This is a genomic window from Nonomuraea purpurea, from assembly GCF_042650645.1.
Classification (GTDB): Bacteria; Actinomycetota; Actinomycetes; order Streptosporangiales; family Streptosporangiaceae; genus Nonomuraea; species Nonomuraea purpurea.
Genome location: NZ_JBHSBI010000010.1, coordinates 269,157 through 286,239 on the forward strand (window position 1 = coordinate 269,157; position 17,083 = coordinate 286,239).

At 71.9% G+C, this 17,083-nt stretch carries 13 protein-coding genes; 8 read left to right on the top strand and 5 right to left on the bottom strand.

Annotated elements, in window-relative coordinates; translation table 11 throughout:
- Positions 1-77: 77 nt before the first annotated feature.
- From ACFOY2_RS21670 to ACFOY2_RS21680, 3 genes are all read right to left on the bottom strand, one after another.
- The gene (locus ACFOY2_RS21670) at positions 78-260 is read right to left on the bottom strand and encodes a hypothetical protein (RefSeq protein ID WP_379529872.1); all 183 of its coding nucleotides are present in this window, start codon (positions 258-260) and stop codon (positions 78-80) included.
- Between the two features lie 115 nt (positions 261-375).
- On the bottom strand, positions 376-3,219 hold the full coding sequence (locus tag ACFOY2_RS21675) for an ankyrin repeat domain-containing protein (RefSeq protein WP_379529873.1): 2,844 nt from the start codon (positions 3,217-3,219) through the stop codon (positions 376-378).
- Between the two features lie 126 nt (positions 3,220-3,345).
- A complete protein-coding gene (locus ACFOY2_RS21680) occupies positions 3,346-4,488 on the bottom strand; it encodes an ROK family transcriptional regulator (protein ID WP_379529874.1) in 1,143 nt (380 codons plus the stop codon).
- 106 nt (positions 4,489-4,594) lie between these two features.
- Here ACFOY2_RS21680 and ACFOY2_RS21685 point away from each other — a divergent pair, with 106 nt between their 5' ends.
- The 4 genes from ACFOY2_RS21685 to ACFOY2_RS21700 are packed head-to-tail and all read left to right on the top strand — an operon-like array spanning position 4,595 to position 7,923.
- Entirely contained in the window at positions 4,595-5,497 is a 903-nt protein-coding gene (locus tag ACFOY2_RS21685; protein ID WP_379529875.1) for a glutamate ABC transporter substrate-binding protein, read from the top strand.
- Complete coding sequence (locus ACFOY2_RS21690; protein WP_379529876.1) at positions 5,497-6,141, top strand: amino acid ABC transporter permease; 645 nt, start codon at positions 5,497-5,499, stop codon at positions 6,139-6,141. Before ACFOY2_RS21685 ends, ACFOY2_RS21690 begins: the two co-directional genes overlap by 1 nt.
- Positions 6,138-6,959: an amino acid ABC transporter permease gene (locus ACFOY2_RS21695; protein ID WP_379529877.1), complete on the top strand. Its 822-nt coding sequence runs from the start codon at positions 6,138-6,140 to the stop codon at positions 6,957-6,959. Before ACFOY2_RS21690 ends, ACFOY2_RS21695 begins: the two co-directional genes overlap by 4 nt.
- A complete protein-coding gene (locus ACFOY2_RS21700; RefSeq protein ID WP_379529878.1) occupies positions 6,952-7,923 on the top strand; it encodes an asparaginase in 972 nt (323 codons plus the stop codon). The genes ACFOY2_RS21695 and ACFOY2_RS21700 overlap by 8 nt, the downstream gene beginning before the upstream one ends.
- On the opposite strand, the gene ACFOY2_RS21705 is transcribed toward ACFOY2_RS21700, so the two are convergent.
- Complete coding sequence (locus ACFOY2_RS21705; RefSeq protein WP_379529879.1) at positions 7,895-9,385, bottom strand: LCP family protein; 1,491 nt, start codon at positions 9,383-9,385, stop codon at positions 7,895-7,897. The two genes, ACFOY2_RS21700 and ACFOY2_RS21705, sit on opposite strands and share 29 nt — an antisense overlap.
- 119 nt (positions 9,386-9,504) lie before the next feature.
- Here ACFOY2_RS21705 and ACFOY2_RS21710 point away from each other — a divergent pair, with 119 nt between their 5' ends.
- A complete protein-coding gene (locus ACFOY2_RS21710) occupies positions 9,505-9,669 on the top strand; it encodes a hypothetical protein (protein ID WP_379529880.1) in 165 nt (54 codons plus the stop codon).
- 1 nt (position 9,670) lies between these two features.
- Positions 9,671-10,585 carry an alpha/beta hydrolase gene (locus ACFOY2_RS21715; protein WP_379529942.1) on the top strand — a complete coding sequence of 305 codons (915 nt, stop codon included), beginning with the start codon at positions 9,671-9,673 and terminating at the stop codon, positions 10,583-10,585.
- A 17-nt stretch (positions 10,586-10,602) separates the two neighbouring features.
- Here ACFOY2_RS21715 and ACFOY2_RS21720 read toward each other — a convergent pair whose 3' ends face one another.
- On the bottom strand, positions 10,603-12,096 hold the full coding sequence (locus ACFOY2_RS21720; protein WP_379529881.1) for an alpha/beta hydrolase family protein: 1,494 nt from the start codon (positions 12,094-12,096) through the stop codon (positions 10,603-10,605).
- A 107-nt stretch (positions 12,097-12,203) separates the two neighbouring features.
- On the opposite strand from ACFOY2_RS21720, the gene ACFOY2_RS21725 reads away from it, so the two are divergent.
- Together ACFOY2_RS21725 and ACFOY2_RS21730 are read left to right on the top strand one after the other, a co-directional pair.
- Positions 12,204-13,325 (top strand): exonuclease SbcCD subunit D, encoded by a 1,122-nt coding sequence (locus tag ACFOY2_RS21725; RefSeq protein WP_379529882.1) that lies wholly within the window; start codon positions 12,204-12,206, stop codon positions 13,323-13,325.
- Positions 13,326-17,006, top strand: coding sequence for an AAA family ATPase (locus ACFOY2_RS21730; protein WP_379529883.1), 3,681 nt, complete (start codon positions 13,326-13,328; stop codon positions 17,004-17,006). It abuts the gene before it with no gap.
- Positions 17,007-17,083: the final 77 nt, after the last annotated feature.

Genomic DNA, 17,083 nt, shown 5'->3' on the forward strand with positions numbered 1-17,083 from the left:
CACTCCCTCCGTGCGCTTGTCGGAGGGTTGTACGCGTTTGCGGCCGCATCCGGTTCAACGGGTGCGGGAGAAGGGGCTCAGATCGGCATCTCGTCGTCGTCCGCGCTTTCGAAGAACGAGGCAGGGTGAGTGATGCTGGTGACGACGTCGCGGACACCCTGGGCGATGCCGATGAGGGAGCCGGGAACGGCGATCGGGTTGAGCGGGTCGACGGCCATGATCAGGGCGGCGATGGCGAACAGGTGGGCATGGCGGTGCATGCGTACCTCCTTGACGTGGTGTGCGAACTGCGCCCAGGAGATCACAACGCCGAGCGCCGCACCCCGCGCCGCCACCGGGGCGCGGGGCGTTCTTTACCCGCCCGGGAGGATCACCTCATTCCCCGGCCGGCCTCGTGCGCACACTCAGGCGGCGCTGGAGCGCTTCGAGTTCCTCCACGCTCTCGCGCGACTCCTCCACCGTCGTGTCGTCGATGGAGCCCGCACCCCAGTTCCACGGCTGCATGAATTCCCATTCGTCCAGGTGGTGCAGGGCGGTGAGGTACTCGTGCAGGACCGTGAGGAGGGAAGGGCCGCCGGGCCTGACGGACAGTTCGCCGCCTTCATCGGTCCGCCGCCACGGGACGCCGACCACGGTGCTCCGACCGGCGGCGAGCTCGCTCAGGCGGTAGCAGAGGATCAGGTTGCCGTGGGGCACCCACGGCTGCGGTGTCTTCGCGCCGTGGTCGATCCGGGCGTCGCCGTACAGCGCCATGAGCGGGACGAGGTCGGGGTCCCAGGCGAAGATCCGCCGCTCGGGCCGCCACATCATCGGCGAGGGCCGTACCAAGGGACCACCCCGGTCGAGCGGGACGGCCAGCTCCCACGGCAGGTTGGTCACATGCCCTGGAACCGCGTCGTGGGGGTTCGCCTCGACGATCACGAAGAACTCCTCGGGGAGCGCGACCCCGAAGCATTCGGCCAGCACCTCGCGCGGGCCCAGCCCGGTGGCGTACAGCGCTCGTGCCAGGCGGCTCATCGAGCGGTAGTCGCCGCGCGACGCCCGTGCCCTCAGCGTCGCCGTCGCCGGGGCCCGCCTGGTCGTCGGCGCGTGGTCGTCGTCGGGCCCGATCAGGGCCTTGACCTGGTCGAGCGCCGCGCGGTGGTCAGTAAGCCGCTGCGGGTCGTCGAGCTCCGTCGCCTCCAGCCGATCGATGACGGCGGCGTGGTGTTCCCGCAGCACCGCGAGCAGGGACGGGCCGCACCGCTCCACCTCCTCGTCCGGGCCGAGGATGTCGACCCCGAAGACCGTCGTCCGGCCGGAGGTGAGCTCGCTCGACCGGTAGCACAGGGTGAGGCCGCCGTACTCGGTGCGGCGGTCGCTCAGCCGCACCAGCGGGATCAGGTCTCGATCGCGCTTGAGTACCATCTCGTCGTTGTAGTCGTCGTCGAGGTCGCCGAAGGGTTCAGAGCTCGGCGCGACCGGGCCGCCCCGGTCGGGTGGGACGGCCAGCTTCCAGGCGTGGTGCTCGAAGTCCTCGGGGTCGTGGCCGGCCGGCGGCAGGTGCTCGGCGAGTGCGAAGAACTCCTCGGGGAAGGCGACACCGAAGCATTCGGCCAGCACCTCGCGCGGGCCGTGCCCCGTGAGGTAGAGCCCTCGTGCCAGATTGACCAGGGAGCGGTAGCGGCCCCGCTTCGCCTTCTTGCGCAGCCGCGCGAGCTTCTCCGCGGTCGGCGGTGGCCGCAACTGCCAGACGGCGTCCTCCGGCGGGGGCGGTGTCCGGGTGACGTCGCTTCCCAAGCAGCTCGTCACTCCCCGCTGCCCGCACACGTCGATGCCGCCCGCGTCGATGAGCCGGTCGATCAGGTCGTCGGCCTGCCGCCGCGCGGACAACCACTCGGCCGCGGCGTGCAGCGGGGTGTGCCCCTGCGCGTCGACCGTGTTGACGTCCAGCCCGGCGGCGAGCAGCCGGGGCAGCAGCGCTTCGTGGTCGAGGCGGACCAGCAGGTGCAGCAGTGTCTCGCCCGCCTCGTTGCGGGTCCTCGGGTCTGACCCGGCATCCAGCAGCGCCATCACGCCGGGCGTGTCACCGTGGAAGGCCCGTTCGAGCAGCTCCCCGTCGTCGGCGGACGACGCCGGGGGCGGCGGCCCGCTGCCGGCGGCCGGGTCGCGCGCCGGGAACAGTGCCCGGCAGACCAGCGGGTGCAGGTCGTCCGGTCGCAGGTATCCGAACCGCAGCAGGTCGAAGTCGGCCGGATGACGGTACTCGGCGAGGGTCACGATCAGCTCTTCGCCGAGCGGGCGGTTTCGGCGGCGCACCGTGACCCCGCCGGAACGGCCGAACGTCAATTCCAGATCGGTGAAGGGCCGCGTCTCGTCGTTGCTATCGACCCACACCGTCGGCTCACGACGCCGGGGCGGGGTCACCAAGCGCGGCTCGGGCACGCCGTGGTCGAGGACGTGGCGAGCCTCGGCCACCAGCCGTTCCACCGCCACCTGCGGCCGGTCCGGCCAGGTGTCCCGCTCACCAGGGGCGAGGGTGATTCCGCACGCCGCCAGGGCCTCGCCGGTGCGGCCCTGGTCCCACAGCATGGTCAGCCACTCCACGGTGGCGACCGGATCGTCCGGACGTGGCCCGCCGGGCAGCTCGGCCAGGTCCAGCGGGCGGCCGTCGGCGTGGAAGAACGGGATCCGGTCCGTCCCGCCGCAGCGTTCCCGCAGCTCGTCGGTGTGCCGGGCGTCCCAGTAGGACCGGTGCAGGTGATAGTTCCACGTTCCCCGGTCCGGTAACACCGCCTCTCCCGACCGTTTGGTCCGCACCTGCAGCGTCAGCCGCAGCGGTTCCTTCCACGCCCGGTCCACCTGCAGGTTCGCGCCTGCGGGGTACCGGCGCAGCACACCCCTCCAGTTCCAGACCCCGCCCGGTGGGTCGAGGACGCGGGGCAGGTGCCAGCGCAGCAGGTCGGGGGCCAAATGCCGCAGATCTTCCGCGATCTCGTCGGCGGTCTCCTGGCCGCACTCCTGCGCCACCTTCGCGAAGTCGATGTCCAGGTCGATGCCCGCCACCGCGCAGGCGCCCGCCGCGTCACCGGCCAGCCGCCGCTCGGTCGCGGCTTCGATCATCCACATCGGCACCGCGTACCTGCGCACCCGCTGGTACATCGCCAGCAGCGTCCGGCGTGCCTCGGGGAGCTCGTCGGCCAGGAGCGGCCGCAGGGGCCCTGCCGTGTCGCGGGTCACCGGCGCTCCTCCGCGACGCTCCCGATGGACGAAACCCGCCCTGATCGCGACTGTTCCACACCCACCCCCGGTTCGCGTGATCTTCCGCAGAACCTTCGCACAGTTTCCCCCGACGGGATACCGGATTCAGCGTCCCGTCAGGGCGGCGTCCAGGAGCAGGGCGCCGGCGCCGAGCAGCGCCGCGTCCCTGCCCGCCCGCGCCGGGGCGATCTCCAGGTCCCGTGTGGCCAGCGGCAGGCAGCGCTCCCACACCGCCGCCCTGATCGAGGTGATCAGGGGCTCGGCCGCCGACAGGCTGCCGCCGACCGCGACGACGTCGGGGTTGAAGAAGTTCACCAGCACGGTCAGCACCTCGCCGATGCGGCGGCCGGCGGTGCGTACCAGGCTCGTGGCCTCGGGGACGGCGTCGTTGACGAGGGTGACGACGTCCGCCGTGCGGGCCACCTCGATGCCGGACCCGCGCAGGACCGACATCAGGGCGGCGCCGCTGGCGTGGGCCTCCAGACAGTCGGGGTGGCCGCAGGCGCACAGGATCGAGTCGTCCGACAGGACCCGTACGTGGCTGATGTCCCCGGCGGCGCCCCTGCCCCTGTGTAGGCGGCCGTTGACGACGACGCCGCAGCCGATGCCCGTGCCGGCCTTGACGACCATGAGGTTCTCGCGCTCCGGCCACCAGCGGGCCTCGCCCGCCGCCATCAGGTTGGCGTCGTTCTCGACGAGGACGGGCAGGTCGTAGCGGGCGGCGAGGTGGTCGGCGACGGGGAAGTCGTTCCAGCCCGGCATGCGGGACGGCGTCACGACCCGGAGCGTGGCCGGGTCCACGGGGCCGGGGATGCCGGTTCCGACGCCGCGCAACGGCGTCCCCGGTGGCACGTGCTCGGCCAGGAGTTCGTCGAAGGCGTCCGCGATGGCGTCCAGGGTGGCCTGCGGGCCGTCGGCGATCTCGCAGCCGCGTTCCTCGATGACGAGCGGGGCGCCGCTGAGGTCGAGCAGGCCGAGGCGTACGTGGTGGGAGCCCAGGTCGGCGACCGCCAGCACGCCGGCTCCGGAGGAGAGTCGCAGGCGGCGGGGGCGCCGGCCGCCGCGCGAGGTGCCCGAGCCCTCCTCGGCCAGCAGCCCGGCGTCGATGAGCTCCTCGACGCGCAGGGAGACGCTGGAGGCGGCCAGGCCGGATAAGCGGGCCAGCTCGGCGCGTGATTCGGCCCTGCCGGTGGCGACGAGTCGCAGCAGGTCGCCCTGTGCCCCCTGCACGGGCAGCCGCTGGTTCATGGGAGATACCTACCATGTCTGGACTTCAGCCGACAACGTATTGACTTGCTACGAAATCTCCCACTACGGTCCGGCTTATCTTCGAAATCGAAGGAAGTGACCTTTCATGAAGAGGTTTGTCGCTGTCGCCGCCGTCTCCGTGTTAGCCCTGGCGGCCTGCGGCGAGTCGAGCAGCCCGGCCGTGCCAGGCGCGGCTCCCAAGAGCGACGTTCTCGCCAAGGCGCCCGTCGCGGCGGCGGCCGACATCCTGCCCGGCTCCACCATGGAGAAGATCAAGCAGCGCGGTGAGCTCCTCGTGGGCGGCTCGCTGGACGCGCCCCTGCTCTCCCAGCAGAACCCGGTCACCGGCCAGGTCGAGGGGTTCGACGCGGAGATGGGCAAGGCGCTGGCCAAGTACATCCTGGGCGAGCCCAAGGTCAAGATCGTCAACTCGGCGTCGGAGACCAGGGAGGCGCTGCTGGCCAACGGCACCGTGGACGTCGTCTTCCAGACGTACACGATCACCGAGGAACGGGCCGAGCAGGTGGCGTTCGCGGGCCCTTACTACACCTCCGGTCTGACGATCGCGGTGAAGAAGGGCACGACGGGCATCGCCAAGCCGCAGGACCTGAACGGCAAGAAGGTCCTCGCGGGCGCGAACACCCCGGCCATCCCGGCGATCAAGAAGCTGGCGCCGCAGGCGGAGATCATCACGTTCGGCAGCGATCCCGAATGTGTCCAGGCGCTCAAGCAGGACCGCGGCGTGGCCTACGTCCAGGACGAGACGATCCTCATCGCCGACGCCAAGAAGGACCCGTCGATCGAGATCGTGACCAAGCCCTTCACCCAGGACCCGTACGGGATCGGGCTCAAGCACGGCGACGACGCGTTCAAGTCCTTCACCAACGCCTGGCTGAAGAAGATGCAGGACGCCGGGGCGTGGCAGGAGATCTGGAAGAACTCCATCGGCACCGTCGTGACGGGTGAGGCGCCCCAGCCGCCCCAGATCGGCTCCGTGCCGGGGTCCTGATGTCCGTTCTGTTCGATCACCTGCCCGAGCTGTGGCAGGGGTTGATCGTGACGATCCAGCTCACCGCCGCGTCGTTCGCGGGCGCGGCGGTGCTGGGCGCTCTGGTGTGCGCCCTGCGCGTGAGCCCGGTACGGGTGCTGCGCGCCCTCGGCACCGCCTACGTGGAGACGTTCCAGAACCTGCCGCTGCTGGTGCTGCTCGTGCTGGCCTTCTTCGGCCTGCCGGAGATCGGCCTCAAGGCCGACCTGATGACGACGGCCGTCGTGGTCATCGCCGTCTACGAGGCCGCCTACATCTGCGAGGCCCTGCGCTCGGGCGTGAACTCGGTCCAGAAGGGGCAGGGCGAGGCGGCGCGGGCGATCGGGCTGACGTTCGGCCAGTCGTTGCGGCACGTCATCCTGCCGCAGGCGCTGCGCACGGTCGTGCAGCCGATCGGCAACATCTTCATCGCCACCACCATGAACACGGCCCTGGCCGCCGCGGTCGGCGTCGTCGACCTGACGGCCGCCGCCCACCGGGTGAACCTCGTCGAGGCCCAGCCCATCCCGATCTTCGTGGGCGCGGGCCTGGCCTACGCCCTGATCGCCGCCGCCGCCGGATTCGTGACGGGACGGCTCGAACGCAGGCTGGTGATCCTGAGATGAGCTCCACCGCCCTGTTCGACGAGCCGGGCCCGAAGGCGCGGCGGCGCGTGCGGATCGCGACCGTGCTCGGCACGCTGGCCGCCGTCGCGCTGGTGGCCCTGGCCGTGCGGCAGTTCGCGGCCAACGGGCAACTCGACGCGGTCCGCTGGCAGCCGTACACGACCTGGCCCATGTGGCGATATCTCCTGACAGGCTTGTGGTCCACGTTCCTGGCGGCCGTCGTCTCGGCGGCGCTGTCCATGGCGCTCGGCCTGCTCCTGGCCTTGGGACGGCTCTCGCCGCGCCGCTGGGTGAGCCGCCCTGCCGCCGCCTACGTCGAGGTGGTCCGGGTCATCCCGGCGCTGCTGCTGGTGTACGTGGTGCTGTTCGCGCTGCCCCGCTACGGCATGGACCTGCCGCTGTTCTGGAAACTGGTCGTGCCCCTGACGGTGTCCAACGCGGCCGCCTTCGCCGAGATCTTCCGCGCCGGCATCAACGCGGTCGAACGCGGCCAGATGGAGGCGGGCCTGGCCGTGGGCCTGACCAGGTTCCGTGCGATGCGGCTGATCGTGCTGCCCCAGGCCGCCCGCCGGGTGCTGCCGTCCATCGTCAGCCAGTCGGTGGGCCTGCTCAAGGACACCTCGCTCGGCTTCGTCGTCAGCTACGGCGAACTGCTCTACAGCGGCAAGGTCCTGGCCGCCTTCAACGGCCTGCTCATCCAGACGTTCCTGGTCGTCGCGCTGATCTACCTCGTGGTCAACGCGTCGCTGTCCAAGCTGGCCCGCACGCTGGAGGCCCGCCAGTCCGTCACCCTCAGAAGGAGAACCGCAGGTGCCTGAACAGCTCCCGACCCTGGCCGAGGTGGTCCGCTCGGGATTCGTCGAGAGCGTCCACTACGGCAGCGCCGTCGGCCTGGACCCGTCGGGCCGGGCCGAGGTGGCGCTCGGCCCGGTGGAGGCGCCGGTGCTGCCGCGCTCGTCGGCCAAGCCGTTCCAGGCACTGGCCTGCCTGATCGCGGGCGCCGCGCTGGCCGGGCCGAGGCTGGCGATCGCGGCGGGCAGCCACACGGGCGAGGACTTCCACCTGCGCCTGGTGCGCGAGATCCTCGACGACTACGGCCTCGGCTTCGACGCGCTGGCCTGCCCGCCGTCCTGGCCCGAGGACAGGGCCACCATGGAGGAGCTGATCAGGCAGGGCGCGGGCGTCTCCCGCGAGCGCATGAACTGCTCGGGCAAGCACGCCGCCATGCTGGCCGCCTGCGTGGCCAACGACTGGGACGTGCCCGCCTACCTGTCGGCCGACCACCCCCTGCAGCGGCGGGTTCGTGCGGTCACCGAGGAGCTGGCGGGGGAGGAGTCGGCGCACGTGGCCGTGGACGGGTGCGGCGCGCCGCTGTTCGGGCTGTCGCTGACGGGCCTGGCACGGGCCGTGCAGGCCCTGGTGCTGGCCGCGCCGGGCAGCGCCCCGCGCCAGGTCGCCGACGCGATGCGCGCGCACCCCGAGTACGTCGGCGGCACCGGCCACCAGAACACCGACCTGATGCGGGCCCTGCCAGGCGCGCTGGTGAAGGGCGGCGCGGAAGGCGTGCTGGTGGCGGCGCTGGAGTCGGGGCACACGGTCGCGGTCAAGGTCATCGACGGCAGCCCGCGCGCCACCACGGCCATCGCGCTGGACGTGCTGCGCCTGATGGGGTGCGACGTGACGGCGGCCGAGGACTTCGCGCGCGTGGACGTGCTCGGCGGCGGCATCCCGGTGGGCCGGATCGTCACCACCGTCACAGGGCGCCGGCACAGCCCTCGGTGATGCCCTGAACGGGGTTGTCCTGGCCCGGCTGCTTCGTCCGCTGCGGCTTCTTCGGAGACTTCGTCGGCGACGGGCTGGCCTCGGCCTCGCCGTCCGGGGTCGGAGCGGCCGAGACGGTCGCCGCCACGGCCGGCTTGGCGCCCGAGGCGTCGCGGATGGCCTTGGCGGCGATGTCGCGGATCTTCGCCCAGTCGGGGTAGCCGGTGTTGATCAGCGGCGGCACGAACTGCACGCTCGACACCTTGGCCTCCTTGACCTTGAGGGCGAGCGGCACCAGGTGGGCCAGCATCGGCCGGGGGATGTCGGTCCTGATCAGCTCTTTGGTGGCCACCGCGATCCTGTTGAACCTGGTCAGCACCGTGGCCGGGTCGGACTGCTCGAGGATCGCGCCGAGCACGCACCGCTGGCGGCGCATCCGGGTGAAGTCGTCGCTGTAGGTGCGCGAGCGGGCGTACCACATCGCGTCGGCGCCCTTCAGCTTGCGGGTGCCGGCCTTGACCAGGCCCTCGTTGTACTTGCCGAACACCACGTCCTTCTCGACGTTGATCGTGATGCCGCCGATCGCGTCGATGAGGCGGGCGAAGCCCCACATGTTGACCAGGGCGTACCAGTCGACCTTGACCCCGAGCGTGTGGCCGATCGTCTCCATGAGGACCTTGGGGCCCTGGTGCTGCTTGCCGCCGAAGATCTCGGGGTGGGCGTCGGCGTACTCCCAGACGCTGTTGAGCAGGTCGCTGCGCCCGCCGCCGGGGTCGGGCGGCAGGCGGAAACCGTTGGGGAAACGCTGGGCCATCGGCGTGCCCGGGCGGAAACGCACTTCCTCCAGGTTGCGCGGCAGGCTGAACAGCACGGTGTTGCCGGTCTTCACATCGACGCTGGCCAGGTTCATGCTGTCGGTGCGCACGCCGGTCCTGTTGTCGTCGGCGTCGCCGCCGAGAAGCAGGATGTTGACCCGTTGCCGGCCCGCCCACGGGTCGTCCGGCTTGGGCTGGGCCACGGGCGGGGAGTCGGGGTCGGCCGGGGTCTCCTTGAAGATGTTGTTGATCAGCTCCTGCGAGGCCCACACGTACTGGGCGGTGACCCCGAACGGCACCACCACGACAACGGCCAGCAGCCCGGCGAGCGTGCCGGTGAGGATCTGCCCGCCCTGCGGCAGCCGTCCGGGACGCAGGACCACGAACGAGTGCACGACCAGCGCGAACCACGCCAGCCCGAGCACGGCGGCGCCCACCATGATCGCGGTCAGCCAGGAGTTCTCGGTCAGCGAGCCGATGAGGCTGTCGAACGGGACGCTCAGGCCCACGGCCAGCAGCGCCAGGAGGAACGCGGCGTAGACGCAGAGGAGGACGAGACCGGTCTTGCGCCAGCCGGCACGCAGGTGCGCGGAGCCCGGTGCCAGTGCCGACAGCACCAGCCAGCCGAGGACCGCTGCCGCGCTCACCGGTTTCTTCGCCTGCTGCACGCCTTCCCCGTTTCCCCGCTGGTCCAACCGTAGGCCGATTGAGGGGGCAGCCTACGTGCCGAATACGAAATATGTCTTTATGGGAGAGTGAACATCAGCGACAGAATAAAATTCCGGGCATGGGCGTCTCTGAGATCGAGTACGGCGCAACCGATCGCATCGCCACGGTGACATTGAAGCGCCCTGAGCGGCCGAACGCCTTCACCTTTGCGATGCGCGGGGAGTCGAGCGAGGATCTGTCGCCCGGTGTGCCGTCATGGCGGGACAATCCCTATCGTGGCTGACATGTACGAGATCACCGTGCTGCACCTGCCGGACGACTTCGAGGGCGAGGTCGTCGCGACGCTCGTCACCAGAAGGGCCGCCTCCCCCACGCGCAGGGCGGTGCTCTACCTGCACGGATTCACCGACTACTTCTTCCAGGATCACCTGGCCGAGCACTATGTGCAGCGCGGCATCGACTTCTACGCCCTCGACCTGCGCAAATACGGCCGCTCGCTGCTGCCGCACCAGACCAGGGGCCTGATCAGGAGCGTCACCGACTACTTCCCCGAGATCGACGAGGCCGTCCGCATCGTCAGGCAGGACCACGACGAGCTGACGATCAACGCCCACTCGACCGGCGGCCTCATCGCCTCCCTGTGGGCCGACCGCGTCCGCGGCCGGGGCCTGGTGCAGGGGCTCGCGCTCAACAGCCCGTTCTTCGACCTGAACGTGCCAGGCCCGATGCGCGTGGCCGCCGACCTGCTCCAGACACCGCTGTCCTACACCCGCCGGGCGCTCCCGCTGAGCTCCAGCACCGTCTACGGCCAGACCCTGCACCGCACCGAGCAGGGCGAATGGGACTACGACCTGGAGCTCAAGCCGCTCAAGGGCTTCTCGGTGCACGCCATGTGGCTGGCCGCGATCCGGCGCGCGCAGCGGCGGCTGCACGCGGGCCTCGCGGTGGACGTGCCCGTCCTCGTGCTCGCCGCCTCCGCGGGGCTCCGAGTGCGCGATTTCGTCCCCGAGGCGCGTTCTGCCGACATCGTCCTCGATCCCGAGCACATCGCCCGCTGGTCCACCTCGCTCGGCCCCCACGTGACATGCGTGCGCATCACCGACGGCCTGCACGACCTGGTGCTGTCGGCCGAACCGGTGCGCAAGCAGGTCTTCGCCGAACTCGACCGCTGGATGAACGCCTACGTCCACCAGACGTAGCCGGGACGGGCCCGCGTTCACCACGGGAAGGAGAACAGCCCGTAGTAGGCCGCCGCCACCAGCAGCAGGCCGGTCCCGCCGAGCACGCCCGCGACCGCCACATGCTGCCAGCGGCTCGGCAGCAGGCCCTCGCGCAGCGCCGACACGAACGCCGCCACCGCCGTGACCTCCTGGACCAGCATGAGCACGGCCAGCACGCGCACGACCAGCCAGCCGGCCAGCACCGCGGGCCAGGCGCCGGCCTGGTTGACCGAGAACAGCACCAGCAGCATGATGAACGCCACCACCGAGGCCAGCAGGCCCAGCCCCGTCCAGACCATGCGTCTCAGCCTGCGCCTGATCGGCGGCCAGAGCCTGGCGTGGGTGTCGGCGGCGAGGTGGTGGCGGCCGCGCAGACGCACGACCATGGCGGCCACGGGGCCCGCGACGTAGCCGACGGCGGTCAGGCAGATCGTCAGCCCCAGCATCGTGCCGCCCGCGTACCAGGGGGCGGCAGGCACGTCGCTCGCCTCGAACCGCTGCACCGGCGTCGCGCCCGCCAGGTGCACCGACGGCTTGGCCGTGGCGGGCAGCCCGAGGATCCAGTTGGCGAGGGTCTCCAGGTAGCCGGCGGTGAACTCGCCGCCGTTGACCCGCATGGCGTGATCGCCCTTGGCCATGAAGCGGATCGTGTAGTCGTCGTTGCCGGCCTCGTCGAGGGCCGTGACGAGCGCCTTGGTCGACTCGACGAAGGGGATCGACGGGTCGGTGGTGCCGTAGAACGCCAGAACGGGCTGGTCGATGTGGCTCAGCGCGGGCATCGCGTCGTAGCGCAGGAAGTTGAAGCCGACCCCGCCCATCGCCCTGGTCAGCAGGTCGCGGGCGCCGATCGGCGCGCGCAGGCGGATTAACTGCTCGTTCAGCGCCCAGGCGACCTGACGCAGCGGGGAGACGTTCGGGGAGGAGACCAGCACCGCGAACCCCACCGCCGCGCTCTTGGCCGCCGCGATCGGCACCACCCAGCCGCCCTCGCTGACACCCCACAGCCCGACGCGCGCCGGGTCGACCTCGGGGCGGGCACGCAGGTAGTCCACCATGCGCAGGGCGTCGTCGGCGAGCAGCGAGAAGTCGCGGTCGCGGAAGTTGTAGCCGACCGTGCGCTTGTCGAACGTGATCGTCGCCACGCCCGCCTTCGACAGGAACTCCGCCTGCGGCGTGAACTCCGTCCGCGACCCGTTCCCCGACCCCGAGATGAACACCATCGCCGGATGGGGCCCGGGCGTCAGCGGCACCCGGAGCGTTCCGAACAGGCGCTGTCCCTCCGCCGCGACCGAGATCTCCTCCCGGTGGACGGGATCGACGGCCACGACCGGCCGCAGCTCGTGCCGCGGTTGCGCCGGGATCGCCTGGAAGGCTGGATCGGACTTGAGCGGCGGCGGATCGAACGCGGGCGGCAGCACGTATCCGACCGACGCAAGAGCCACCAGCACCAGACCGGCGGCGACGCTCAAGGTGCCACGGCCAGTGCGCATTGGCCTCCCCATGTGCGATGGTTTGCCCGCTGATCTTCCAGCCTACTCCTGGCCAGTGGGACTGGAGAGGCCGCATTTGTCAGTGGGAGCTGTTAGCTTCCTGCGACATGCGGATCCTGCACACCTCCGACTGGCACCTGGGTCGCTCCTTCCACCGCGAGAGCCTGCTCGCGGGTCAGGCGGCGTTCGTCGATCACCTGGTCGAGACCGTGCGGGCCGAGCGGGTCGGCGTGGTGGCCGTGTCCGGCGACGTCTACGACCGGGCGCTGCCGCCGGTCGACGCCGTCGCCCTGCTCGACGAGGCGCTCGCCCGGCTCCGCTCGGCCGGGGCCAGGGTGGTGCTGATCAGCGGCAACCACGACTCGGCGCTGCGGCTGCGGTTCGGCTCGGCGTTGTTCGAGGCGTCGGGCGTACACGTGCGCACCTCGCCCGACCAGGCGTGGGAGCCCGTCCTGGTCGACGGGGTGGCCTTCTACGGCATCCCCTACCTGGAGCCCGAGCTGGTGCGGGCCGGGTGGGAGCTGCCCGACCGCAGCCACACGGCGGCGATCTCCCACGCGATGACCCGCATCAGGGCCGATGCCGCGCGTCACCGCGCCTCGGTGGTGTTGTCCCACTGCTTCGTCACCGGGGGGCAGGCCAGCGACAGTGAGCGCGACATCAGCGTGGGCGGGGTGGCGCACGTGCCGCTGCCGGTGTTCGACGGGGTCGACTATGTGGCGCTCGGCCATCTGCACGGGCGGCAGCGGATGGCCGAGACGGTGCGGTACTCGGGTTCGCCGCTGGCGTACTCGTTCTCGGAGGCCGACCACGTCAAGGGTTCCTGGCTGGTCACCCTCGACCCGCGCACCTCGACGGACACGGAGTTCGTGCCGGCGCCCGTCCCGCGTCCGGTGGCCCGCCTGCGCGGGGAACTGGACGACCTCCTCATGTTCCCGAAATACACCGACTTCGAGGACCACTGGCTCCACATCACCCTTACCGATGCTGTCCGCCCCAAATCCGCCATGGACCGGCTTCGTGCCCGCTTCCCCCACACCCTGGCCCTCGCCTTCGACCCGGTCGGCGCCACCCCCGCCGCCCAGCCCGTACGCGTGAGCGGACGCCCCGAGGCCGAAGTGGCTCTCGATTTCGTCCGGGAGGTACGCGGCGAGCCTGCCGCACCTGAAGAGGAAGACCTGCTAAGACAGGCGATCGAGGCGTCCAGGGTGAAGGAGACGATGGCGTAGATGCGGCCGCACCGGCTCTCGCTCACGGCGTTCGGGTCGTTCCCCGGCGCCGAGACGGTCGACTTCGACGCCCTGGCCGAGGCGGGTCTCTTCCTCGTCCACGGCCCGACGGGGGCGGGCAAGACCACGATCCTCGACGCGCTCTGCTTCGCTCTCTACGGCCAGGTCCCCGGCCAGCGCAACAGCGCCCGCAGCCTCCGCTGCGACCACGCCCCGCCCTCCACAGGGCCCTCGGTCGCGCTCGAAGTCTCCATCCGCGGCCGTTTACTCCGCATCCAACGCTCGCCGTCATGGCAGCGACCCAAACTCCGGGGCGCGGGGGTCACCGAGGAGAAGGCCAAGGTCGTGCTCTCGGAGTGGCAGGGGTCGGAGTGGCAGGGCCTGACGACCCGGTTCGACGAGGCCGGAGACCTGGTGGGCGGGCTGCTCGGCATGAACGCCGACCAGTTCTGCCAGGTCGCCATGCTGCCCCAGGGCGACTTCGCCCGCTTCCTGCGCGCCGAGGGCGAAGACCGGGCCAAGCTCCTCGAACGGCTCTTCTCGGTCAAGGTCTTCACCCAGGCGGAGACCTGGCTCGCCGAACACCGCAAGCTGGCCTGGCGCGAGGCCCAGGAGCTCCACCAGCAGGTCGACTTCACCGTCAAGCGCGTCGAGGAGGCCGCGGGAGCGGAACTCCAGGCGGAGTCGGAACGCCCGACGGCGACGGCACCTGGCCAGGAGATCACCCTCCACGGCCCCGACCGCACCATCGCCCCTACCGATGCCGTTCACGACGGGGAGCCGTTTTCGCCTGACGCGGACCCCCTGCGGTGGGCGGGGGCGTTGCTCGATGCCGCTGGTGCCGTCGTGACCAGGACGGTTGAGGAGCAGGCCACAGCCGGACAGGCGTTGCGCGCGGCGCGCTCGCGGTTCGACCGGGCCGCCGCCCTCGCCGAGCGGCAGCGCCGCTACGCCGAGGCCCTGACCCTGCGCCGCACCCTTGACGAGCGGGCCGACGAACGAGCCGACCTGCAGGCGATCCTCGACGACGCCGCCAGGGCCGACCGCGTGATCCCGCTCATCACGGCGGCCAGGCAACGTTCGGAGGCCGCCGCCAAGGCCCGTGCCATGGCCGCCGACGCCCTGGCCCGCGCCCGTCCCCTCCTGGCCGCCGACGCCCTGGCCCGTTCCGGACACCTTCCGACCGATCCCGGAACGGACAGTGCCCCGAACCGAAGAGGCGCCCGTGGGGTTCAAGAGGCGGGGGCTGAGCGCGGGGCCTCGGTGGCTGAGCTGGCGGCGTTGGAGCGGCAGCGGCAGGCGGAGATCGCGCGACTGTCCGAGCTGCTCACCGAGGAGGCCAGGCTGTCGGTGGTCCGGCGGGACCTGCTCCGGGTCGAAAGGGAGCTGGCCGACCTGGTCGACACCGACAAGAATGTGGCGGCGCGGCTGGCCCTGCTGCCGGGGCTCATCGAGCAGGCCGAGGGCAGGCTGGCCGAGGCCCGGACGGACGCGGCGCGGATCCCGGCCGCCGAGGCCGTACGCGAGGCGGCGGCCCACCTGATCGAGCTCGACCGGGAGCTGGCCAGGCTGGCGGTGGAACTGGACACGCTGGCGCAGCGAGAAGCCGAGGCGGCCGCCGCCGAGGCCGAGCTGCCAGAACGCATCGCCGACGCGAGTGCGGCCCTGGCCGAGGTACGCGCTCAGGCGGCGGCCATCCCGGCGGCCTCCGCGGACCTTGACGCCACCAGGGCGGCGCTGGACGCCGCCCAGCGCCGCGAGGCCCTGGCCGCGGAGCTGGACGCGGCCGTGGCGGCCCACCAGGTGCTCGTCGACAACGCCCAGGCGCTGCGCGAACGGTGGCTCGACGTACGCCAGGCCCGTATCGACGGCATGGCGGCCGAACTGGCCCGCGACCTGTCCGACGGGCTGCCGTGCGTGGTCTGCGGCTCCGAGCACCACCCCCACCCGGCCTCCCCGGCCCCCAGCGCGCCGTCGGCCGACGACGAGCACGAGGCGGAGACCGCGCACGAAGCCGCGCTCGCCGACCGCGAGGCCGCGGAACGCGCGCTCGCCTCCCTGGAGTCCCGGCACGCGGGCGCGGTCGAGGCCGCGGGAGGGCTGGAGGTGTCCACGGCCGAGACCCAGATGGAAGCGGCCGAGGAGGAGCTGGCACGGCTGCGGGCGGTGGCGGACCGCGAGCCCGGCCTGGTGTCGGCGCTCGAACGGGTGGAGGCCGAACGCGAAGAGGTTCGAGACCGGGCCAGGGAGATCGCCGAAACCCTCGCCGCCGACCGCGCCCACCACCGCCACCTGGAGAGCGAACGCTCCCGCCTGCGCGTCCGCCTCACCCCCACGGAGTCGGTCCCGTCTGCCTCCGCAGAGCCGAACCTGCCCCAGCCGGAACGTACGGCGCCGAGGGCGGCGGCTGTGGCTGGAGAGGATTCGGCGGCGGTGCTCGCCGCCGCTGAAGGGGAGTTGCGCAGGCTCCGGGCCTCGTCCGCCAGGGAACCCGCGTTGGGCGCCGAGGTGGCCGAGCTCACCGGCGAACGCCAGGAGCTGGAGGAACGGGCACGCCGGGTGGCGGCGCGCCTGGCTGCGTCGCGTACCAGGCATGAGGAGCTGAGCGGAGACGCCGGGAGGCTGACCGCCAGGCTGGATGCCGCGCGGGGCGCGGACGCGACGCTGGCCGCCCGCCTGTCCAGGCTGGGCGACGAGGCCGAGTTGCTGCGCGAGGCGCTGGAGGCGACGCAGGCGGCGGTGGCGGCCGGTGACGAACTGGGCAGAGCCAAGAGGGCGGCCGAGGACGCGGCGGTCGAGGCGGGGTTCGGGGACGTGGCGGGGGCGCAGGCCGCCTACCGGAGCCCGGCGGAACGCGAACGGCGGGCCGAGCTGCTGCGCCGGCTGGACGACGAGCACGCCGCCGTCACCGCCACGCTGGCCGATCCCGAGCTGGTCGCCGCGGCGGCCGAGCCCGCCCCCGACCTGGCGGCGATCGGGGCCGAGCGGGACGAGCTGGAGGCGGCGTACACGACGCTGTCGAGCCGGCACGACCGGGCGGCGGCCAGGGCGCGGCGCCTGGAGGAGCTGCACGCCGAACTGGCGGCCCACATCGAACGCTGGCGGCCCGCGGCCGACCGGCACCGGCTGGCCGAGCGGATGGCCGCGCTGGCCGGCGGCACCTCCAGCGACAACCAGTGGAACATGCGGCTGTCGTCGTACGTGCTGGGCGAGCGGCTGCGGCAGGTGGTGGACGCCGCGAACGAACGCCTCGACCACATGTCGGCCGGCCGCTACCTGCTCCGCCACGACCTGCGCAAGACGGCGGGATCGAGGGGACGTTCGGGTGGCGGGCTGGGCCTGCGGGTGGCCGACGGCTGGACGGGCGTCGACCGCGACCCGGCGACGCTGTCGGGCGGGGAGAGCTTCATCACCTCGCTCGCCCTGGCCCTGGGCCTGGCCGACGTCGTCACGGCCGAGGCCGGCGGCGCGGAGATCGGGACGCTCTTCGTGGACGAGGGCTTCGGCACCCTCGACGAGGACACCCTGGACGGCGTGCTCGACATCCTCGACGGGCTGCGCGACGGCGGCCGGGCCGTGGGCATCGTCAGCCACGTCGCCGAGCTGCGCTCCAGGATCACCGCCCAGCTCAAGGTCACCAAGACCCGCACCGGGTCGACCGTGGCGACGGTCGGCATCTAGGATCAGGCCCGCCGGCACCAAGAACGCCGCCTCGACCGGCTACGGCATCACCATCGACCGGGCCGAAATCTACCCGA